At 58.3% G+C, this 20,333-nt stretch carries 18 protein-coding genes; 4 read left to right on the top strand and 14 right to left on the bottom strand.

Annotated features, from left to right (window positions below; all coding sequences use genetic code 11):
• Window positions 1-18 precede the first annotated feature (18 nt).
• From nuoN to BLW70_RS23900, 14 genes are all read right to left on the bottom strand, one after another.
• On the bottom strand, window positions 19-1,482 hold the full coding sequence (nuoN, locus tag BLW70_RS23965) for an NADH-quinone oxidoreductase subunit NuoN (protein WP_033057078.1): 1,464 nt from the start codon (window positions 1,480-1,482) through the stop codon (window positions 19-21).
• A 7-nt stretch (window positions 1,483-1,489) separates the two neighbouring features.
• Window positions 1,490-3,022: an NADH-quinone oxidoreductase subunit M gene (gene nuoM, locus BLW70_RS23960; RefSeq protein WP_074878223.1), complete on the bottom strand. Its 1,533-nt coding sequence runs from the start codon at window positions 3,020-3,022 to the stop codon at window positions 1,490-1,492.
• A 40-nt stretch (window positions 3,023-3,062) separates the two neighbouring features.
• Window positions 3,063-4,916, bottom strand: coding sequence for an NADH-quinone oxidoreductase subunit L (gene nuoL / locus BLW70_RS23955; RefSeq protein ID WP_074878221.1), 1,854 nt, complete (start codon window positions 4,914-4,916; stop codon window positions 3,063-3,065).
• Window positions 4,913-5,221: an NADH-quinone oxidoreductase subunit NuoK gene (gene nuoK / locus BLW70_RS23950; protein ID WP_007946416.1), complete on the bottom strand. Its 309-nt coding sequence runs from the start codon at window positions 5,219-5,221 to the stop codon at window positions 4,913-4,915. The genes nuoL and nuoK overlap by 4 nt, the downstream gene beginning before the upstream one ends.
• A 2-nt stretch (window positions 5,222-5,223) precedes the next feature.
• Window positions 5,224-5,727, bottom strand: a complete 504-nt coding sequence (gene nuoJ / locus BLW70_RS23945) for an NADH-quinone oxidoreductase subunit J (RefSeq protein ID WP_007905076.1) — start codon at window positions 5,725-5,727, stop codon at window positions 5,224-5,226.
• A gap of 9 nt (window positions 5,728-5,736) precedes the next feature.
• Window positions 5,737-6,282: an NADH-quinone oxidoreductase subunit NuoI gene (gene nuoI, locus BLW70_RS23940; RefSeq protein ID WP_200889382.1), complete on the bottom strand. Its 546-nt coding sequence runs from the start codon at window positions 6,280-6,282 to the stop codon at window positions 5,737-5,739.
• Window positions 6,283-6,294: 12 nt separating this feature from the next.
• Complete coding sequence (gene nuoH / locus BLW70_RS23935) at window positions 6,295-7,302, bottom strand: NADH-quinone oxidoreductase subunit NuoH (RefSeq protein WP_074878218.1); 1,008 nt, start codon at window positions 7,300-7,302, stop codon at window positions 6,295-6,297.
• Window positions 7,299-10,013: an NADH-quinone oxidoreductase subunit NuoG gene (gene nuoG / locus BLW70_RS23930; protein WP_074878216.1), complete on the bottom strand. Its 2,715-nt coding sequence runs from the start codon at window positions 10,011-10,013 to the stop codon at window positions 7,299-7,301. The genes nuoH and nuoG overlap by 4 nt, the downstream gene beginning before the upstream one ends.
• 137 nt (window positions 10,014-10,150) lie before the next feature.
• Window positions 10,151-11,506 (bottom strand): NADH-quinone oxidoreductase subunit NuoF, encoded by a 1,356-nt coding sequence (gene nuoF, locus BLW70_RS23925; protein WP_008146041.1) that lies wholly within the window; start codon window positions 11,504-11,506, stop codon window positions 10,151-10,153.
• Entirely contained in the window at window positions 11,503-12,000 is a 498-nt protein-coding gene (gene nuoE, locus BLW70_RS23920; protein WP_008146039.1) for an NADH-quinone oxidoreductase subunit NuoE, read from the bottom strand. Before nuoE ends, nuoF begins: the two co-directional genes overlap by 4 nt.
• A gap of 2 nt (window positions 12,001-12,002) precedes the next feature.
• Window positions 12,003-13,787: an NADH-quinone oxidoreductase subunit C/D gene (nuoC, locus tag BLW70_RS23915; protein WP_074878214.1), complete on the bottom strand. Its 1,785-nt coding sequence runs from the start codon at window positions 13,785-13,787 to the stop codon at window positions 12,003-12,005.
• 72 nt (window positions 13,788-13,859) lie between these two features.
• On the bottom strand, window positions 13,860-14,534 hold the full coding sequence (locus BLW70_RS23910; protein WP_008146035.1) for a NuoB/complex I 20 kDa subunit family protein: 675 nt from the start codon (window positions 14,532-14,534) through the stop codon (window positions 13,860-13,862).
• A gap of 10 nt (window positions 14,535-14,544) precedes the next feature.
• On the bottom strand, window positions 14,545-14,958 hold the full coding sequence (locus tag BLW70_RS23905) for an NADH-quinone oxidoreductase subunit A (protein ID WP_008146033.1): 414 nt from the start codon (window positions 14,956-14,958) through the stop codon (window positions 14,545-14,547).
• A 483-nt stretch (window positions 14,959-15,441) separates the two neighbouring features.
• Window positions 15,442-16,203: an SDR family NAD(P)-dependent oxidoreductase gene (locus tag BLW70_RS23900; RefSeq protein WP_074878212.1), complete on the bottom strand. Its 762-nt coding sequence runs from the start codon at window positions 16,201-16,203 to the stop codon at window positions 15,442-15,444.
• Between the two features lie 397 nt (window positions 16,204-16,600).
• Here BLW70_RS23900 and BLW70_RS23895 point away from each other — a divergent pair, with 397 nt between their 5' ends.
• The 4 genes from BLW70_RS23895 (at window position 16,601) to BLW70_RS23880 (ending at window position 20,309) form a co-directional block, all read left to right on the top strand.
• Window positions 16,601-17,839 carry an aminotransferase class I/II-fold pyridoxal phosphate-dependent enzyme gene (locus BLW70_RS23895; RefSeq protein ID WP_074878210.1) on the top strand — a complete coding sequence of 413 codons (1,239 nt, stop codon included), beginning with the start codon at window positions 16,601-16,603 and terminating at the stop codon, window positions 17,837-17,839.
• Between the two features lie 6 nt (window positions 17,840-17,845).
• Complete coding sequence (locus BLW70_RS23890; protein WP_232252196.1) at window positions 17,846-18,676, top strand: HpcH/HpaI aldolase/citrate lyase family protein; 831 nt, start codon at window positions 17,846-17,848, stop codon at window positions 18,674-18,676.
• A gap of 10 nt (window positions 18,677-18,686) precedes the next feature.
• Complete coding sequence (locus BLW70_RS23885; protein WP_074878207.1) at window positions 18,687-19,211, top strand: MaoC family dehydratase; 525 nt, start codon at window positions 18,687-18,689, stop codon at window positions 19,209-19,211.
• A gap of 108 nt (window positions 19,212-19,319) precedes the next feature.
• Window positions 19,320-20,309 (top strand): ornithine cyclodeaminase family protein, encoded by a 990-nt coding sequence (locus BLW70_RS23880; RefSeq protein ID WP_074878205.1) that lies wholly within the window; start codon window positions 19,320-19,322, stop codon window positions 20,307-20,309.
• Window positions 20,310-20,333: the final 24 nt, after the last annotated feature.

Raw genomic sequence — 20,333 nt, 5'->3', positions numbered from 1 at the left:
CAAGTGTCGCTTAAGCGATCAACCCGCCAACCCCGCCTGCTGAACCAGCACCAGCAACGGTTGCGGATACAGACCGAGGAAGAACGCCAGTGCGGCGATCGCCAGCAGCATCACGCCGCCTGCACGTTGTTCCCAGTGCAGTTGTGCATCGTGGCGACGCAGGTTCGGTTCGATCAGGTACAGGGTGACCATCACGCGCAGGTAGTAGAAGACGCCGATGGCGCTGCCCAGAACCAGGGAACCGACCAGCCACCATTGGTGCGACTCGACACCGGTAGCGATGATGTAGAACTTGCCGATGAAGCCCGCGGTCAGCGGGATACCGGCCAGGGACAGCATCATCACGGTCAGTACGGCGGTCAGGTACGGACGGCGCCAGAACAGGCCGCGGTATTCGTACAGCGCATCCGCGTCACGGCCGTTGTACGGCGAGGACATCAGGGTGATCACGCCGAACGCGCCGAGGCTGGTGATCACGTAGGTGACCAGGTACACGCCGATGGCTTCCACGGCCAGGCCTTTGCTCGCCACCAGGGCGATCAGCAGGTAACCGAAGTGAGCGATGGACGAGTAACCCAGCAGACGCTTGAGGTTGCTCTGGGTCAGTGCCAGCAGGTTACCGAACAGGATCGACGCGATGGCGATGATGGTCAGCACGTCGCTCAGTACACCGCTGCTTGCAGCCGGCGAGATCTGGAACAGACGCACCATCACTGCGAACACAGCGACTTTGGACGCGGTGGCCAGGAACGCGGCCACCGGTGCCGGAGCACCTTCGTAAACGTCCGGGGTCCAGAGGTGGAACGGTACCAGCGACAGCTTGAACGCCAGACCGATCAGCATCATGCCCAGGCCCAGTTGCGCCAGCGAGCTTGGCAGGCCGGTGGCTGCGAGGGCCTGGCCGATGCCAACGAAGCTCAGGCTGCCGGAGTCGGCATACAGCAGGGCCATGCCGAACAACAGGAACGCGGAACCGGCGGCCGACAGCACCATGTACTTGATACCGGCTTCCAGCGAACGCTTGTTGAAGAAGGCATACGCCACCAGACCGTAGACCGGTACCGAGAGCAGTTCCAGACCGATGAACAACCCGGCCAGGTGCTGCGCGCTGACCAGCACCAGGCCACCGGCGGCGGCCATCAGGATCAGCAGGTAAAGTTCTTCACGGTTGCCCGGGTAACCCGAACCGCCATCGCCGAGGTAGGCGTGGGCGAGGGTCACACAAGCGAGGGTGGCGACCAGGATCAGCGCCATGTACAGACAAGCGAAGGTGTCGATCTGCAGCAATGGCGTCACGGCCAGGGGCGCGACTTTCAGGGCTGGCAGGATCGACAGCAATGCCAGGTTCAGGCCCGCCACGGAAATCAGGAAGGTCTGCGAGTGGTTGCGGCGCCAGGCGATCGCCAGCATCACCACGATGATCGTGGCGCTGGTGATCAACAACGGCGCAAGCGCGATAAAGTGTTGAGTCGTGAATTCCATAGCGCTCTTACCGGGCCGAAGCGAGTTGAGTGAAGGCGGTACCGAGCCATTGCTGCACGCCATGCATCGTCGCAGCAGAGGTATCGAGGAACGGTTGCGGGTACACGCCGATGTAAATCAGCAGCGCCGCAAGCCCAACCACCATGATCAGTTCGCGAGCATCCATGCCATGCAGCACCGCATCCGACTTGGACGGGCCGAAGTAGGCACGGTGGATCATGATCAGCGAGTAGACCGAACCGAACACCAGGCCGGACGTCGCGATGATCGTGATCCATGGGGCGGCCGGGAACGTGCCGATCAGGATCAGGAACTCACCCACAAAGTTACCGGTACCCGGCAAGCCCAGCGACGCGGCTGCGAAGAACAGGCTGATGGCTGGCAGGTAAGCGATCTTCGACCACAGGCCGCCCATCTCACGCATGTCGCGGGTATGAGTGCGCTCGTACAGTTGACCACTGAGGATAAAGAGTGCCGCCGCCGACAGACCGTGCGCCAGCATCTGCATCACCGCGCCCTGCAGGGCCAGTTGGCTGCCGGAGTAGATGCCGATCAACACGAAACCCATGTGGGAAACGGAGGAGTAGGCGATCAGGCGCTTGATGTCGGTTTGGGCGAAGGCCAGGAACGCACCGTAGAAGATCCCGATCAGACCCAGGGTCATGGCGATCGGCGCAAACTCGGCCGAGGCATTCGGGAACAGCGGCAGGGCGAAACGCAGCAGACCGTAAGCAGCGGTTTTCAGCAAGATACCGGCCAGGTCGACCGAACCCGCTGTTGGCGCCTGGGCGTGAGCGTCAGGCAACCAGGAGTGGAACGGCACCACTGGCAGCTTCACCGCGAAGGCGATGAAGAAGCCGAGCATCAGGATGTACTCGGTGGTCAGCGACATCTTGGTTTTCAACAGGTCGGCGTAGTTGAAGGTAATCACGCCGGTTTCGTCGAAGTTGACCAGGACCAGGCCCAGGATCGCCACCAACATGATCAGGCCGGAAGCCTGGGTGAAGATGAAGAACTTGGTCGCCGCGTAGATCCGGGTTTTCTTGCCGTCCGAAGAACTGTGACCCCAGAGCGCGATGAGGAAGTACATCGGCACCAGCATCATTTCCCAGAAGAAGAAGAACATGAACAGGTCGAGGGCGAGGAACACGCCGACGACACCGCCCAGGATCCACATCAGGTTCAAGTGGAAGAAACCAACGTGACGCTGGATCTCTTTCCACGAGCAAAGTACCGAGAGGATACCCAGCAGGCCGGTCAGCAGGATCATCAACAGCGACAGGCCGTCGAGGGCCAGGTGCACGCTGATGCCGAAGCGCTCGATCCAGATGTGCTTGAACTCGAGCACCCAGGTCGGATCGGCGCCAGGCGCCGGAGCAAATGAATAATCACCGTGGGCCCACAGCCAGAGGCCGAGTGCGAGTTCCAGGGTCATGGTCAACAGCGCAATCCAGCGGGGGAGGGTAGCGCCGAAGCGCTCACCCATCCAGCACAGCAGGCCGCCGATGAAGGGGATCAGGATTAGCCAAGGCAGAATCATGACGGGCTCAATTCCTTTCGCAAGTTCGCAAGGTTCATATTCAGACCGCTACCAGCACGATGGCGCCGATGACCAGCACGGAGCCGGCTGCCATCGATGCCGCGTACCAACGCAGTTGACCGGTTTCGGTACGACTCAGGGCGGTGTGACCGCCTTTGGCCATACGCGGGATCAGACCGATGGTCTGGTCGAGCGGGTCTCTGCGCAGTGCGTGGCTGAGCGCAAGGTATGGCTTGACGAACAGTTTGTCGTAGATCCAGTCGAAGCCCCAGGCAGCGAACCACCAGGCCGAAAGGAAGCGGCCGATGCCGCTGTTGGCGATAGCAGTGACGAAACGACGCTTGCCGAGGAACAGCAAGGCGGCCAGCAGGATACCGGCCAGGGCGATAGCGCCCGAGGCGATTTCCAGGCTGTGCTTGGCGTCGCCGCCGGCATGGCCGACGCTTTCTGGCAGCACACCGTGCAGCGGCGGAACGATCATCGCGCCAATGGCGGTCGACAATACGATCAGCACCGACAGCGGCAGCCAGTGAGCGATGCCGTGACCGGCGTGCGCTTCGGTCTTCAATTCACCGTGGAACGCGATGAAGATCAGGCGGAAGGTGTACAGCGAGGTCATGAACGCGCCGACCAGACCTGCATAGAGCAGACCGTTGTTGCCGCTGGCGAACGCTTCCCAGAGGATTTCGTCCTTGGAGTAGAAGCCCGCGGTCACCAGTGGCAACGCCGCCAGAGCCGCGCCGCCGACGATGAAGCTGGCGTAGGCCAGTGGCAGTTTCTTCCACAGGCCGCCCATCTTGAAGATGTTCTGCTCGTGGTGGCAGGCAACGATCACCGCACCGGACGCAAGGAACAGCAGCGCCTTGAAGAAGGCGTGGGTCATCAGGTGGAAGATCGCGCCATCCCAGGCACCAACGCCCAATGCCAGGAACATGTAGCCGATCTGGCTCATGGTCGAGTAGGCGAGGATACGTTTGATATCGGTCTGGACCAGTGCGGCAAAACCGGCGAGTACCAGGGTCACACCGCCGACAACGCCAACCAGGTGCAGGATCTCCGGCGCCAGGGTGAACAGGCCGTGAGTACGGGCGATCAGGTAGACACCGGCAGTTACCATGGTCGCGGCGTGGATCAGTGCCGAAACCGGAGTAGGACCGGCCATCGCATCCGCCAGCCAGGTTTGCAGCGGCAGTTGCGCCGATTTACCGACAGCGCCGCCCAGCAGCATCAGGGTCGCCATGACCATCCAGAAGTCGCCGGCCTGGAATTTCTGCGGTGCCAGCACCAGCAGTTCCTGGATGTTCAGGGTGCCCAGTTGCGCGAACAGGATGAACAGGCCGATGGCCATGAACACGTCGCCGATCCGGGTCACGATGAAGGCTTTGAGTGCCGCGTTACCGTTGTTGCGGTTGCTGTAGTAGAAACCGATCAACAGGTACGAGCACAGGCCCACACCTTCCCAGCCGAAGTACAGGAACAACAGGTTATCGCCCAGGACCAGGAACAGCATGCTGGCGATAAACAGGTTGGTGTAGGCGAAGAAGCGCGAGTAACCGGCTTCACCGCGCATGTACCAGGACGCGAACAGGTGGATCAGGAAGCCGACGCCGACCACCACACCCAGCATGGTCAGGGACAGACCATCCAGGTACAGCGCGAAGTTAGGCGTAAAGCCTTCCACCGCCATCCACTGCCACAACACCATGGTGTAGTGACCGCCTTCAGGTGGCGCGACGTTGAATTGCCAGATCACATAAGCCGTGACGATGGCCGACAAGCCGATGGAACCGACGCCGATCAGCGCCGACAGGTTTTCCGAAAAACGGCCGCGTGAGAACGCCAGCAGCAGGAAACCTATGAGAGGGAATACGAAAGTCAGATAGAGAAGATTCATCCGCGCATCTCGCTGGCAGCGTCGATATCGAGAGTGTGGAAGCGGCGATACAGCTGCAACAGAATCGCCAGGCCAATACTGGCCTCGGCGGCTGCCAGGCTGATCACCAGGATGAACATGATCTGTCCATCCGGCTGCGCCCAGCGGCTACCGGCAACGATGAAGGCCAGTGCGGAGGCATTCATCATGACCTCCAGGCTCATCAGCACGAAAAGAATGTTGCGCCGGACCATCAGGCCGACCAGACCGAGGCAGAACAGGATGCCGGCGACCGCCAGACCATGCTCCATAGGGATAGCAGGCATCGTCATTGCTCCTTGGCTTCGTTGCGGCCCAAGTGGAACGCCGTGACGGCTGCGGCGAGCAGCAGCATCGAGGCGAGTTCGACCACCAGCAGATAAGGACCGAACAGGCTGATGCCCACGGCCTTGGCGTCTACGGTGGTGTGGCCGATGGCCTGGCCGCTGGCGTCGCTGAACAGCACGTACAGCAGTTCAACCAGCAGCAGGGTGCCGAGCGCGACCGGGCCGAGCCAGATGCCGGGCTTGAGCCAGACGCGCTCTTGCTGAACCGAGGCCGGGCCCAGGTTCAGCATCATCACCACGAACACGAACAGCACCATGATGGCGCCAGCGTAGGCGATCACTTCGAGCACACCGGCAAACGGTGCGCCGAGGGCGAAAAACGTCATCGCCACGGCAATCAGCGAAATGATCAGGTAGAGCAGGGCGTGCACGGGGTTGGTGTTGGTGATCACGCGAAGCGTGGACACAACAGCGATACCCGATGCGAAATAGAAAGCGAATTCCATCTTTCTTCCTTAAGGCAGCAAGCTCTTCACGTTGATCGGTTCGGCTTCATTTTGCGCGGAGCCTTTTGGCTTACCGGCAATCGCCATACCTGCAACACGATAGAAGTTGTAATCAGGGTTTTTGCCGGGGCCGGAGATCAGCAGATCTTCTTTCTCGTACACCAGGTCCTGACGTTTGAACTCGGCCATCTCGAAATCCGGTGTCAGCTGGATCGCGGTGGTCGGGCAGGCTTCCTCGCAGAGGCCGCAGAAAATGCAGCGCGAGAAGTTGATACGGAAAAACTCCGGGTACCAGCGACCGTCATCGGTTTCAGCTTTCTGCAGCGAGATGCAGCCAACCGGGCACGCCACGGCGCACAGGTTGCAGGCTACACAGCGCTCTTCGCCGTCGGGGTCGCGGGTCAGCACGATGCGGCCACGGAAGCGCGGCGGCAGGTAAACCGCCTCTTCCGGGTATTGCAGCGTGTCGCGCTTGCGGAAGGCGTGGCCGAAGATCATCACCAGGCTGCGAAGCTGGGTGAAGAAGCCATGCACGATGTCAAATATGTACTTCATGATTCTCTATCCTCACTGAGCCGCGACAGCGGGCGTGTTGAGCAACACGATCGCAGCGGTCACCAGCATGTTGACGAGGGTCAGCGGCAGGCAGAACTTCCAGCTGAAATCCATCACTTGGTCATACCGTGGGCGCGGAATCGAAGCGCGCAGCAGGATGAAGAACATGATGAAGAACGCGGTTTTCAGTGCGAACCAGATGAACGGGATCTGCGGCAGAATGCCGAACGGACCGTGCCAGCCACCGAAGAACAGGGTCACCAGCAGCGCCGAAATCAGCACGATGCCGATGTACTCACCGACGAAGAACATGCCCCATTTCATGCCGGCGTATTCAATGTGGTAACCGTCGGCCAGTTCCTGCTCCGCTTCCGGCTGGTCGAACGGGTGACGGTGAGTCACGGCGACGCCGGCAATGAAGAAGGTCAGGAAACCGAAGATCTGCGGAATGATGAACCACATGTTCTGCGCCTGGTATTCAACGATGTCGCGCATGTTGAACGAGCCGACCTGGATCACGATGCCCATCAGCGACAGGCCCATGAACACTTCGTACGACACGGTTTGTGCCGAGGCCCGCAAGCTGCCCAACAGGGCGAACTTGTTGTTGCTCGACCAGCCGGCGAACAGCACCGCGTAGACCGACAGACCAGCCATGGCGAAGAAGAACAGGATGCCGATGTTGATGTCCGCCACACCCCAGGTCGGGGTGATCGGGATGATCGCGAAGGCAATCAGCAAGGCGCTCATGGCCACGACCGGCGCCAAGGTGAAGATCACCTTGTCGGCGAACGGCGGGGTCCAGTCTTCCTTGAAGAACATCTTGATCATGTCGGCCGCAATCTGGAACGCGCCGAACGGGCCGACGCGGTTCGGACCGTAACGGTCCTGCCAGAGGGCGAGCAGACGACGCTCGACCCAGCTCAGCAGCGCGCCGCACACCACCACGGCGAGCAGAATCACGATGGCCTTGAGGACCGCGATGATCACGTCAATCACTTCAGGCGTGAACCAGGTCATTGAGCTGCCTCCTGCAGACCGTCAACGGATTTGCCAAAGATCGCTGGCGGAATGCCGGCGATACCGGCCGGCAATGCGACCAGGCCGGCACCCAGCTCTTCGTTGATGCGCAGTGGCAGACGCAGGGTCTGGCCAGCAACGCTCAAGCTCAGCAAGGCACCGTCATTGACACCCAGGCGGTCGGCTTCGGATTTGGCCAGCGACACGTAAGCGGCCGGGATGCGTTCCTGAACCGGCGCGGCTTTGGAAGAGTTCTCTTCGCTGCCGAACAGGTGGAAGAACGGCACGACCTGCCAGGTGCCCGGCGCCGGGTTGAACGCGCGAGGAACACTGGCGAACCAGTTCAGCGAATCACCGGTGCTTTCGATCAGGCGGGTGCCCGGGTCGCCAGCGCGGATATGACCACCGACTTCGTCCTGGAACTTGTTCCAGGCTTGCGGCGAGTTCCAGCCCGGAGACCAGGCGAATGGCACTTGCTGACGCGGTTCGGCCGAGCCCGAGTAACCTTCCATGGAGAACGAGAACGCGGTGTCGTTATCTTGGGAAGTGCGCGGTTCGTGCACGCTGATATCGGCGCGCATGGCAGTACGACCGGAGTAACGCAGCGGTTCGCGAGCCAGTTTCAGGCCTTTGATACGGAACGCGGCGGACGGTGCGGCGCTGACGATGCCGGCCAGTTGCGGAGTGCTTGCGGCACAGGCAGCGGTGACGTGGTCCAGTTGGGTCCAGTCGATCGGCTGGCTCAACAGGGTAGCGCGCAGGGCATGCAGCCAGCGCCAGCCTTCGTGAACCATGATGCTTGCGTCGAGGTAAGTCGGGTCGAAGACCTGGAAGAAGCGCTGGGCGCGGCCTTCCTGGCTGACCAGCGTACCGTCGCCTTCAGCGAAGCTGGCCGCTGGCAGAACCAGGTGCGCACGATCGCTGGTAGCGGTCTTCTGATGGTCCGCCACGATTACCACTTTCGCGGCGTTCAGGGCAGCATCGACACGGGCTTTGTCGGTACGGGTGTACAGATCGTTTTCCAGCACGACGATGGCGTCGGCCTTGCCGTCGATCACTGCTTGCAGCGCGGCATCGACCGAGTCGCCACCGAGCATGGCCAGGCCGAGGCTGTTGGCCTCCGGCACGATCAGGCTGATGGAACCGTTCTTCTCACGCAGCTTCAGGGCCTTGGCGATGTTCGCCGCGGCTTCGATCAGCGCCTTGGAACCCAACGAGGTGCCGGCAATGATCAGCGGACGCTTGGCGGCGAGCAGGGCGTCGGCAATGCGCTTGGCCAACTCGAGAGCTTCAGCGTCCAGGCCTTCTACGGCAGGCGCGCTGGCATCGAGGGCGTGAGCCACGGCGAAACCGATGCGGGCCAGGTCGTCTGGCGCAGCGTGAACGCATTCTTCAGCGATGTCGTCGAGCTTGGTTTCAGCCAGGCTGGCGATGAACAGCGGGTTCAGCGCGTTCTGACCGATGTTCTTCACGGCAGCGTCGAGCCAAGGCTGAACGCGCATGGCGTCGGCCATGTCTTCGGCTTTGCCTTTGACCGATTGACGCAGGGACAGGGCCATGCGCGCAGCGGTCTGGGTCAGGTCTTCGCCGAGGACGAAGATCGCGTCGTGGTCTTCGATGTCGCGCATGTTCGGGATCGGCAGCGGGCTGTCTTTGAGCACCTGCATGACCAGACGAATGCGTTCCAGCTCGCCGGCTTCGATACCGGAGTAGAAGTGCTCGGCGCCGACCAGTTCGCGCAACGCGTAGTTGCTTTCGAGGCTGGCACGCGGCGAACCGATACCGACGATGTTGCGACCGCGCAGCAGATCGGCGGCTTTATCCAGCGCTTCATCGAGGGTCAGCTTGGCGCCGTTGGCCAGCTTTGGCTGACGCGGGCGGTCTTCGCGGTTGACGTAGCCGTAGCCGAAACGGCCACGGTCGCACAGGAAGTACTGGTTTACCGAACCGTTGAAACGGTTTTCGATACGACGCAGTTCACCGTAGCGCTCGCCCGGGGAAATGTTGCAACCGCTGGAGCAGCCATGACAGATGCTCGGCGAGAACTGCATGTCCCACTTGCGGTTGTAGCGTTCGGAGTGAGTCTTGTCGGTGAACACACCGGTCGGGCAGACCTCGGTGAGGTTGCCGGAGAACTCGCTTTCGAGGGTGCCGTCTTCAACGCGACCGAAGTACACGTTGTCGTGGGCGCCGAATACGCCGAGGTCGGTGCCGCCAGCGTAGTCTTTATAGAAGCGCACGCAGCGGTAGCAAGCGATGCAGCGGTTCATTTCGTGGGAAATGAACGGGCCCAGTTGCTGGTTCTGGTGAGTACGCTTGGTGAAGCGATAACGGCGTTCGTTGTGGCCGGTCATCACTGTCATGTCTTGCAGATGGCAGTGACCGCCTTCCTCACAGACCGGGCAGTCGTGAGGGTGGTTGGTCATCAGCCATTCAACGACGCTGGCGCGAAACACTTTCGCTTCTTCGTCATCGATGGAGATCCAGCTGCCGTCGGTGGCGGGGGTCATGCACGACATGACGATCCGACCACGCTTGTCGTTTTCGTCGGTGTACTGCTTGACCGCGCACTGGCGGCAAGCGCCAACGCTGCCAAGGGCTGGGTGCCAGCAGAAATAAGGGATATCGAGGCCTAGCGACAGACATGCCTGTAACAGGTTGTCTGCCCCATCGACTTCGAGCTCTTTGCCGTCTACGTGGATAGTGGCCATGGTTCAAAGTTCTTCGTTGGCCCGGTGTCAGCGGGCGTGGCTAATGGAATCTTGTTGTTCGCGTGAATCAACACAGCCGTTCAAGGCGTCATCACACGACAAAGCGAAGGGCACGGACCCTTCGCTTCTTTAAGCGTTTACGCGCCGACTACGATCGGCCTTGCCAGAGGCGGGACGACGGCGCTGGTAGGCGCGATGCCGGCTTCGAACTCATGGCGGAAGTATTTGATTGCGCTGCCCAACGGCTCCACGGCGCCCGGTGCGTGAGCACAGAAGGTCTTGCCTGGGCCGAGGAAACCGACCAGACCCAGCAGGGTCTCGATATCGCCGGCTTGCCCTTCACCGTTCTCGATCGCGCGCAGCAGCTTGACGCTCCACGGCAAACCGTCACGGCATGGGGTGCAGAAACCGCAGGATTCGCGGGAGAAGAACTCTTCCATGTTGCGCAGCAGGGAAACCATGTTGACGCTGTCGTCCACCGCCATGGCCAGGCCGGTACCCATACGGGTGCCCACTTTGGCGATGCCGCCGGCGTACATTTGCGCGTCCAGGTGTTCCGGCAACAGGAAACCGGTACCGGCGCCACCAGGCTGCCAGCACTTGAGCTTGTAACCGTCGCGCATGCCGCCGGCGTAGTCTTCGAACAACTCGCGACCGGTGACGCCGAACGGCAATTCCCACAGGCCCGGGTTCTTGACCTTGCCGGAGAAGCCCATGAGCTTGGTGCCCATGTCTTCACTGCCTTCGCGGGCCAACGATTTGTACCAGTCCACGCCGTCGGCAATGATCGCCGGCACGTTGCACAGGGTTTCAACGTTGTTCACGCAAGTCGGCTTGCCCCACACGCCCACGGCGGCAGGGAAGGGCGGCTTGGAGCGCGGGTTGGCGCGGCGGCCTTCGAGGGAGTTGATCAGTGCGGTTTCTTCACCGCAGATGTAACGCCCGGCGCCGGTGTGGACGAACAGCTCGAAATCGAAGCCGCTGCCCAGGATGTTCTTGCCCAGCAGGCCCGCTGCCTTGGCTTCTTCGACGGCACGGTTCAGGTGCTTGGCGGCGGTGGTGTATTCGCCACGCAGGAAGATGTAGCCACGGTAGGTTTTCAGCGCGCGAGCACTGATCAGCATGCCTTCGATCAGCAGATGGGGCAGTTGCTCCATCAGCATGCGGTCTTTCCAGGTGTTCGGTTCCATCTCGTCCGCGTTGCACAGCAGGTAGCGGATGTTGATGGATTCGTCCTTGGGCATCAGGCCCCACTTCACGCCTGTGGGGAAGCCTGCACCGCCGCGACCTTTAAGACCGGAGTCCTTCACGGTCTGGACGATGTCGTCCTGAGCCATGTCGGCGAAGGCCTTGCGCGCAGCCGCGTAACCGTTCTTGGCCTGGTACTCGTCGAGCCAAACGGCTTCGCCGTCGTCACGCAGACGCCAGGTGAGCGGGTGAGTCTCGGCCGACCGCTTGATGCGGTTGGCTGGACCGAAGGAAGTCAGGGTCATACGTAGCCCTCGAGCAATTTGGCAACGCCGGCAGGCTGCACATCACCGAATGTGTCGTCGTCGATCATCAACGCCGGCGCCTTGTCGCAGTTGCCGAGGCAGCAGACCGGCAGCAGGGTGAAACGACCGTCGGCGGTGGTCTGACCCAAGCCGATGCCCAGATTGCTCTGGATTTCGCTGACTACCGATTCATGGCCGCCGATGTAGCAGACCATGCTGTCGCAGACGCGAATGATGTGACGGCCGACCGGCTGACGGAAGATCTGGCTATAGAACGTCGCCACGCCTTCAACGTCGCTGGCCGGGATGCCGAGGATCTCGCCGATGGCGTAGAGCGCGCCATCAGGCACCCAGCCACGTTCCTTCTGGACGATCTTCAAGGCTTCGATCGACGCCGCGCGCGGGTCTTCGTAGTGATGCAGCTCGTGCTCGATGGCCGAGCGCTCGGTTTCGCTCAGGGCGAAACGGTCTGTCTGGATAAGCGTGCTGTTCATGCTTAGCGGTCCACGTCGGCCATAACGAAATCGATACTACCCAGGTACGCAATCAAGTCCGCGACCATGCTGCCTTTGATCACCGAAGGGATCTGCTGCAGGTGCGGGAAGCTTGGGGTGCGAATCCGGGTGCGGTAGCTCATGGTGCCGCCATCGCTCGTCAGGTAATAACTGTTGATGCCCTTGGTCGCTTCAATCATCTGGAAGGATTCGTTGGCCGGCATGACCGGGCCCCACGAAACTTGCAGGAAGTGCGTGATCAGGGTCTCGATGTGCTGCAGGGTGCGCTCTTTCGGTGGCGGCGTGGTCAGCGGGTGATCCGCCTTGTACGGGCCTTCCGGCATGTTGCGCATGCACTGCTCGATGATCTTCAGGCTCTGGCGCATTTCTTCGACACGCACGATGCAGCGGTCGTAGGCATCGCCATTGGCCGCCAGCGGCACTTCGAATTCGAAGTTCTCGTAACCGGAGTACGGGCGAGCCTTGCGCAGGTCGAAATCGCAACCGGTCGAACGCAGGCCGGAACCGGTGACGCCCCATTCCAGGGCTTCTTTGGTGTTGTAGGCGGCGACGCCGATGGTCCGGCCACGCAGGATGCTGTTGTCCAGTGCGGCTTTCTGGTATTCGTCCAGACGCTTTGGCATCCAGTCGATGAAGTCTTTCACCAGTTTTTCCCAGCCACGCGGCAGGTCGTGAGCGACGCCACCGATGCGGTACCAGGCCGGGTGCAGACGGAAACCGGTAATGGCTTCGATCACCGTGTACGCCTTCTGACGGTCGGTGAACGTGAAGAACACCGGGGTCATGGCGCCGACGTCCTGGATGTAAGTCCCCAGGAACAGCAGGTGGCTGGTGATCCGGAAGAACTCGGCCATCATGATGCGGATGACGTCGACCTTCTCGGGCACCTTGATGCCGGCCAGCTTCTCGACCGAGAGCACGTACGGCAGGTTGTTCATCACGCCGCCGAGGTAGTCGATACGGTCGGTGTACGGAATGAAGCTGTGCCAGGACTGACGCTCGGCCATCTTCTCGGCACCACGGTGGTGGTAACCGACGTCCGGCACGCAGTCGACGATCTCTTCACCGTCCAGCTGCAGAATGATGCGGAACGCACCGTGCGCGGAAGGGTGGTTAGGACCGAGGTTGAGGAACATGTAGTCCTCGTTCGCACCGGAACGCTTCATGCCCCAGTCTTCAGGCTTGAAGCGCGCAGCTTCTTCCTCAAGCTGTTGCTTGGCCAGGGTCAGGCTGAACGGGTCGAACTCGGTGGCGCGGGCCGGGAAGTCCTTGCGCAACGGGTGACCTTCCCAGGTCGGCGGCATCATGATGCGGGTCAGGTGCGGGTGACCGGCAAAGTTGATGCCGTACATGTCCCACACTTCACGCTCGTACCAGTTTGCGTTCGGCCAGATGCCGGTCACGGTCGGCACGCTGAGGTCGCTCTCGGACAAGGCGACCTTGATCATTACGTCACTATTACGTTCGATCGACATCAAGTGATAGAACACAGTGAAGTCGGCGCCGCTTGGCAGCCCTTGACGCTTGGTGCGCAGACGCTCGTCCACGCCGTGCAGGTCATAAAGCATGACGTACGGCTTGGGCAGGTTGCGCAGGAAGGTCAGGACTTCGACGAGTTTGGCGCGGGCAACCCAAAGCACCGGCATGCCGGTGCGAGTAGGCTGGGCGGTGAACGCCTCGGGGCCAAAACGGTTGTTCAGTTCGACGACCACATCCTGGTCGTCTGCCTTATAAGGCGGGATGTACAGAGCACTGCCTGTAGTCATGGTTATTTATCGCTTTCGGTCAACGTAAAGAATGAAGCCAGGTTCTCGTTCTATAAAAGAAGCAGGTCTGGATCAGACTTCGTCGGGGCTGCGCAGGTTGGTGACTGCGATTCGCTGTTCGCGGCGCTGTTCCTTTTGCGAAGGCATCTCGGCGCGGTACACGCCTTGATCGCCGACGACCCAGGAAAGCGGACGACGCTCCTGTCCAATCGACTCCTGCAAGAGCATCAAGCCTTGCAAAAAAGCTTCTGGGCGGGGCGGGCAGCCAGGCACGTAGACGTCCACGGGCAGGAACTTGTCCACCCCTTGAACGACGGAGTAGATGTCGTACATGCCACCGGAGTTGGCGCACGAACCCATGGAGATAACCCATTTAGGTTCGAGCATTTGCTCGTAGAGACGCTGGATGATCGGCGCCATCTTGATGAAGCAGGTACCGGCGATAACCATGAAATCCGCCTGACGCGGCGATGCCCGGATAACCTCGGCGCCAAAGCGCGCGATGTCGTGGGGCGCCGTGAAGGCGGTGGTCATTTCCACGTAGCAGCACGAAAGACCGAAGTTGTACGGCCACAGGGAGTTCTTGCGCCCCCAGTTGATCGTGCCGTTAAGCACGTCTTCGAGCTTGCCCATGAAAATGTTTTTGTGGACTTGATCTTCTAACGGATCGGAAACGGTTTCCCGTTCGCCAATCGGATACTGCTCGTTAGGAGCATCGGGGTCGATCCTGGTGAGATTGTATTGCATTGCCAAAGCCTCATTGTTTCAGCTTCGCTTGCCGCTTAAGACGAGCTGCCGGAGCCCAGTCAAGGGCGCCCACTCGAAATAGGTAGACAAGACCTGCCAACAGAATTGCTATGAAAACGAGAGCTTCGACGAATCCGGTCCAGCCGCTTTCGCGGACGGACACAGACCAGGCAAAGAGAAAAAGGGCTTCGATATCGAAGATCACGAAGAGCATCGCGACCAGATAGAATTTTGCAGAGAGCCGCAGACGGGCGCCACCTGTAGGCAGCATGCCGGATTCGAACGGTTCGTTTTTGCTGCGGCCCCAGGCTTTTGACCCGAGGAGGCTGGAAACGCCGAGCATGAAGGCACAAAGGCCGACAACGCCCAGAAGGAAAATGGCAAAGCCCCAGTTGTGGGCCATGAGTCCTGTCGCTTCGGGCATGCTGGTAATCCTTAACAGAGAGCAAAGGTCTCTGAGCTTGAAAAGAAATAAAGCAGTGACGATATGTCGCAGCAATCAATCCCGCTGATTTTATGGCACAACACCGTGCAAGTAAAATTCAGATAGCGAAATTATTTACAGGAATAAGGACATAGCGTACCTCCAAAGCTCCGCAGCCCATGCGGTTCGGGCATTAGCCGGAATTTCATCAATATTGTTTTGTTGGGAATGTAACGAATATAGCGACAGCTAAATGATAATCAATACTGTTTGTGCCGGTTTTCAAACTGTCTAATGGGGTGAGGGTCGGAAAGTTGTCTTATATGCGCGTTACTACAAGTAGTGGCCGGGGTCGTTTTACCTTCTTTTCCTGATCGAGAAAATGCTCCGGATCAAGGTTTTCCGCACCGTTTGCGGCTTCTCGCATTCCCTGTGGCAGCCGGCGGTGCGGCGATCAGCGTGCCCCGCGACTTTCCGGGTTCTTTATGTGCAGCTGTGTCCCCCATCGATTACCAGATCCGCACCGGTCATCCAAGATGACTCATCAGATGCCAGCAGGATGGCAGCGCCTGCCATATCTGCAGGCATTCCAGCACGCTGCATGGGAATCTCCTTTTTCCTGTTTTGCCAAATCTCTGGGGAGTCCCGCCACTGATTGGCGTTACCACTGGTCGCGGTCAGCCCCGGTGAAATCGTGTTGACTCTGATGCCATAGGGTGCCAGTTCTACCGCGCAGCTTCGAGTAAGCATCGACAGTGCTGCTTTGCTTGCCTGATAAGCTGACATTCGACTGACCGCCTTGAAGGCACTGACCGATGAAATGTTAATGATGCTGCCGCCCTGTTTGCGAGCGATGCAGTCTTTTGCAAAGCGTTGAGCCATAAAAAATGGAAAGCGGAGGTTGACCGCAAGGGTGCGTTCGTACTCGTCTTCGCTCAGCTCAAGAAACGGAGTACGGGTTATGAATGCCGGATTGTTGACGAGTATATCCAAGGGACCAACGGCTGCTTGCGCTTCTTCAAAGAGTGCATCAATGCTGGTGCTTGCGGCATCCATAAGGGTGAAGCCGGCCCGCTGGCCAACTTGTTCAGCTAATGCAATTACTGCACGAGCCCCAGCCTCGTCAGTGCGGGCGGTAATGAAAACATCGGCGCCCTGGGCAATGTAGGTTTCGGCTATAGCTCTTCCAATGCCTGCCGATGCACCTGTTATAAGCGCTCGCTTGCCTCTTAGTCTTCCATTCATGATGAGTTAATACTCCGCAGAGAGTTTGCTGGTCGTGTGCATAACGTATGAATATGGCGTGATACTTGAATGTAGACGGTGCGTCGCTTTTTGCTAGCGTGAATTCTAATAGTAGTGTCTTCGTTTGTTGCCTCGTGTTGCGGTTCTGGGTTGGGGTTTTTATTCCAAGTTTGTGGGGGTCGGACGCGGTTATCTGTTGTGTTTTGAATATGAGCGGAAATTCTCAGAAAATTCCTACGGATCATTCACTTTTCAATGAGCGAACTTTCCTAAGCATTGGTGGAATTTGATTTTATGAGATTGATAGTACGCTGCCATTAGGTAAATTAGATGGCTAGATAGATGGCATTGAAATCAGTATTAGTCTGACTCTTAAGTCCATAGAGAGAGGTCATGTATGTCTGAGCAAATAAATAAGTTTATAAACACCGCCAGGTCGGTAGAGATCGGTAATCCCTCTTGGGCGCTTGCGCAAAATTCGGGGCTGACCGATTTGAGTATCAAGCATGCTCAGCAGGGACGTATGCAGGACCAGAATGGTCATTTATTCATGAATATGTGCTCGTGTTCATATTTGGGTCTTGAAGTCGATGAGCGTCTGGCTCGACGTGCCGCAGATTATGTGTTGAGTTGCGGTACTGTGAATTTGCCCACCTCACGTATCAGAATAAGGCTGAAAGAACTCGATGAACTTGAAGAAGCCTTATCGGCACATTTTGCTTGTCGAGCGTTCACCGCGACTTCCTGCAGCGCGGGCATTGTCGCGTCTTTACCCTTACTGGCAGCCGGGATGTTTACTGATGGCCAGCGCCCTGTTTTGATTTTTGATAAGCATGCCCACTTTGCTCTGAATCAGGTAAAGGCCATCTGTGGTGATGAAACGCAAGTTGTCACTTGCAATCATAATGATGTCGACTTTATTGAGGATATGTGTAAGCGCCATCCTTTGGTCGCGTATGTTGCTGACGGTGCTTACAGTATGGGGGGAAGTGCGCCTGTTGAGCGACTGTTGGCTTTGCAGGACAAATATGGGCTATTTCTATACTTCGATGATTCTCATTCATTAAGTGCCTATGGCGAGAAGGGAGAGGGCTATATTCGTACTTTCATGCCTGAGCTTAATCCGCGAACCATACTGGTTTATTCATTGGCCAAGGCGTTTGGTGCCAATGGTGGCGGTATATATATGTCGGAAAAGTCCAATTATCACGAGGTTTTCCGCCGTTTTGGCGGGCCGATGTCCTATTCGCAATATGTAAACCCCGCCACTGTTGGCGCGGCCATGGCTTCCCTGGATATTCACAAGACCAGTGAACTGGCCGTTTTGCAGGAGAAACTCAATTCCAATATCCGCCTGTTCGACAGCTTGTTTGTGACGGAACACGCGGGATCGGGTTTGCCTATTCGGGTTATTCCCTTGGACAGTCCGGATATGGCGATTGGCGTTTCCGAGGGGGTATTCAAGCGTGGGTATTACACCTCGGCAGTCTTCTTCCCGATTGTGGCCAGGAATAAATCCGGTTTGCGCGTGATGATGCGTGCAGACATGTCCCAAGGCGATGTTCTGGGGTTCTGCTCCGCAGTTAAGGCGGAGATCGAAAGGGTTCGTCTGAGCTTGAAACCAGCCCAGTATTGAGAGGACATGATGATCAATCCCACACCAAGAAGCTTACTGTACTGCTCTGCTTTGTACCCCGGGCAATACGCTAAGAATAATCTGACTGATGTAATGGTGATTGACCTGGAGGATGGCGTGCCACTCCCACAGAAGGTTCAAGCACGGTTGTGTGTCGAGCAGTTCTACCGTGGCCATGTCTCGCAGCGCACGGCGCTGCGAATTAACCCTCTGCGCGATAATCAGGGATTGCTTGATCTGCTGCTGGTGCAATCGCTTGATCAGCGACCCGAGTTCATCGTCATGGCGATGACCGAGGCGGCTGCTGAAATAGATATTGTACGAGCCAATTTGAGCCGCGACGGAGAGAGTCCAAAGATTCTGGTTACGGTTGAGACGCCAGCCTGTCTACGTGATATTCACACCATCGCGTCCAGTGCTGATGGACTGATCTTCGGCTCCGCCGACTATGCGGCCAGCCTGGGTGTCACTATCGGAGGTTGGGCCAATATGCTGCATGCTCGCGCGAGCATCGTCTCGGCTGGCAGTGCGGCGAGGATCCCTGTGTTCGACACCGCCTACTTCAAACTCGATGATGAGATGGGACTTCTGCAAGAGTGCCGTGACGTCCGGGAGTTGGGTTTCAGTGGCAAGACGGCCATTCATCCAAAGCAAATATCCACTATCAATGAAGTCTTCACTCCGTCCGTTGCTGAATATGAGCATGCATTGGCAATTGTGCAGGCTTCGGAAAACAGCGGCGAAAAAATTACGAAATTGAAGAACCTGATGGTGGGCCCTCCGTTTGTAAAACAAGCAAGAAAATTGATCCAGCGCGCTCAAGAGTTGGGTCGGTGAGGAAAAGGCAATGGAACCGATGATTCTGGCCCACGAGCGGATCGGTGAAAATCGATATCGCGAGTCCTATGGCCTGCATTACGAACAGTTTGTGGTGGGTGATATTTTCGAGCACCGGCCCGGCCGTACCGTAACGGAGTTGGATAATATCTGGCAGTCATTAATCAATATGAATAACCATCCTGCGCATATCGATCTTGCGTATGCACAGCAAACCGAATTCAAGAAGTTGTTGGTCAACAGTTCGGTGACACTGTCCATTGTCAGCGGAATGACAGTGGCAACCATGAGTGCGCGTGCGATCGCAAATCTGGGCTGGGACGAGATTCGATTGCCGAACCCGGTCTATGTTGGTGACACCTTGTACGCTGAGAGTGAGGTGGTTTCCAAGCGCGAATCCCGGTCGCGTCCAGGGCAAGGCATCGTCACCATCAAGGTCATTGGACGCAAGCAGGGTGGAACACCGGTGATCACTTACTTGCGTACATTTCTAGTTCCCCGGAACGGTATGTCGCAGGACTACCCCGTCGGATAAGGCAGCGCCATTCCGAGATTCTGGTCGCAGACCTGGCTGGCGGTGATCAACCGCAGCTCCAGGAATGACAGGCCCTTTCGAACAGCATCAATGGAACAAGGAATTGCCATGCTGCTTCTGAACAGTGAAGACATTGAGCGCTGTATCAATTTTCCAAGGCTTGTCCAGGCACTGGAGGAGGCTCATAGAGGGTTTGCGTTGGCGTCCCCGGTGGTCCCACAACGTTTGATCATTACACATGAGCGACAAAGAGCTTTCTCACTGTTCATGCCGGCATTTATACCCCAGAGCCAGACACTGGGGATTAAGGTGTCGTCATTTCATCCAGGCAACGCAGAGCGGGGGTTATCGTCAGTCAATGGCGCGGTTTTGTTGATGGATATCGAAACCGGGCAGTTACTGGCGATACTCGACGGGGCGACCCTTACTGCCCTCCGTACCAGTGCCATGAGTGCCTTGGCGACGGACAAGCTTTGCCCGCATGAGCGGCTTAATTTGGCCGTCATCGGTGCCGGTACCCAAGCTGCGGCGCATATAAGAGCGATGACCACCATCCGGGAGTTGGGGTGGATCAAGGTGTTTTCGCGTCGATTTAATCAAAGTGTCGCTTTGGCCGAACGTCTTTCCAATGAACTGTCGCTGCCGATCACTGCGGTGCGAAGTATGGATGAGGCGCTGGCCGATGCTGACATCGTCTGCACGACAACGTCCCATGATCGTGCGCAACCGCTGATTATGGCGCACCAACTGAAACCATCCGCCCATGTAAACGCCATTGGCGGCAGTTCGCTGCTGGCGTGTGAGATCGACCCTGCAATGTTGGCTGATGCTCAGGTTCATGTTGACCATCTGGGTTGCGCTCGATGTGAGTCGGGAGAAATTTCTCAGGCTTTAGCGTTATCGATAATCGGCGAAAAGGACATCCGTGAGATGAGTGCATTGGTTGCCGATCATTCTCCGCCGGCAATGCTGAAGCGTGGTCTGAGTTACTTCCGCAGCGTCGGGCATGCCAGTCAAGATATGGTGACTGCTACCTGTATCTATGCCTTGGCCAAGGAAAAGCACATCGGCATGAACTGCAACTATCTAAGTACTTGAGGGTAGTTAACCGGGACGTTTGAA

The organism is Pseudomonas frederiksbergensis (assembly GCF_900105495.1).
Classification (GTDB): Bacteria; Pseudomonadota; Gammaproteobacteria; order Pseudomonadales; family Pseudomonadaceae; genus Aquipseudomonas; species Aquipseudomonas frederiksbergensis.
Note: the sequence above shows the minus strand (reverse complement) of the source record. Positions and strands in the feature narration are given on the sequence as shown.

Bases quoted from the DNA above. Each gene is read 5' to 3' on its own strand.
- nuoN (WP_033057078.1), bottom strand. From the start codon at position 1,482: ATGGAATTCACGACTCAACACTTTATCGCGCTTGCGCCGTTGTTGATC.
- nuoM (WP_074878223.1), bottom strand. From the start codon at position 3,022: ATGATTCTGCCTTGGCTAATCCTGATCCCCTTCATCGGCGGCCTGCTG.
- nuoL (WP_074878221.1), bottom strand. From the start codon at position 4,916: ATGAATCTTCTCTATCTGACTTTCGTATTCCCTCTCATAGGTTTCCTG.
- nuoK (WP_007946416.1), bottom strand. From the start codon at position 5,221: ATGCCTGCTATCCCTATGGAGCATGGTCTGGCGGTCGCCGGCATCCTG.
- nuoJ (WP_007905076.1), bottom strand. From the start codon at position 5,727: ATGGAATTCGCTTTCTATTTCGCATCGGGTATCGCTGTTGTGTCCACG.
- nuoI (WP_200889382.1), bottom strand. From the start codon at position 6,282: ATGAAGTACATATTTGACATCGTGCATGGCTTCTTCACCCAGCTTCGC.
- nuoH (WP_074878218.1), bottom strand. From the start codon at position 7,302: ATGACCTGGTTCACGCCTGAAGTGATTGACGTGATCATCGCGGTCCTC.
- nuoG (WP_074878216.1), bottom strand. From the start codon at position 10,013: ATGGCCACTATCCACGTAGACGGCAAAGAGCTCGAAGTCGATGGGGCA.
- nuoF (WP_008146041.1), bottom strand. From the start codon at position 11,506: ATGACCCTGACTTCCTTCGGTCCAGCCAACCGCATCAAGCGGTCGGCC.
- nuoE (WP_008146039.1), bottom strand. From the start codon at position 12,000: ATGAACAGCACGCTTATCCAGACAGACCGTTTCGCCCTGAGCGAAACC.
- nuoC (WP_074878214.1), bottom strand. From the start codon at position 13,787: ATGACTACAGGCAGTGCTCTGTACATCCCGCCTTATAAGGCAGACGAC.
- BLW70_RS23910 (WP_008146035.1), bottom strand. From the start codon at position 14,534: ATGCAATACAATCTCACCAGGATCGACCCCGATGCTCCTAACGAGCAG.
- BLW70_RS23905 (WP_008146033.1), bottom strand. From the start codon at position 14,958: ATGCCCGAAGCGACAGGACTCATGGCCCACAACTGGGGCTTTGCCATT.
- BLW70_RS23900 (WP_074878212.1), bottom strand. From the start codon at position 16,203: ATGAATGGAAGACTAAGAGGCAAGCGAGCGCTTATAACAGGTGCATCG.
- BLW70_RS23895 (WP_074878210.1), top strand. From the start codon at position 16,601: ATGTCTGAGCAAATAAATAAGTTTATAAACACCGCCAGGTCGGTAGAG.
- BLW70_RS23890 (WP_232252196.1), top strand. From the start codon at position 17,846: ATGATGATCAATCCCACACCAAGAAGCTTACTGTACTGCTCTGCTTTG.
- BLW70_RS23885 (WP_074878207.1), top strand. From the start codon at position 18,687: ATGGAACCGATGATTCTGGCCCACGAGCGGATCGGTGAAAATCGATAT.
- BLW70_RS23880 (WP_074878205.1), top strand. From the start codon at position 19,320: ATGCTGCTTCTGAACAGTGAAGACATTGAGCGCTGTATCAATTTTCCA.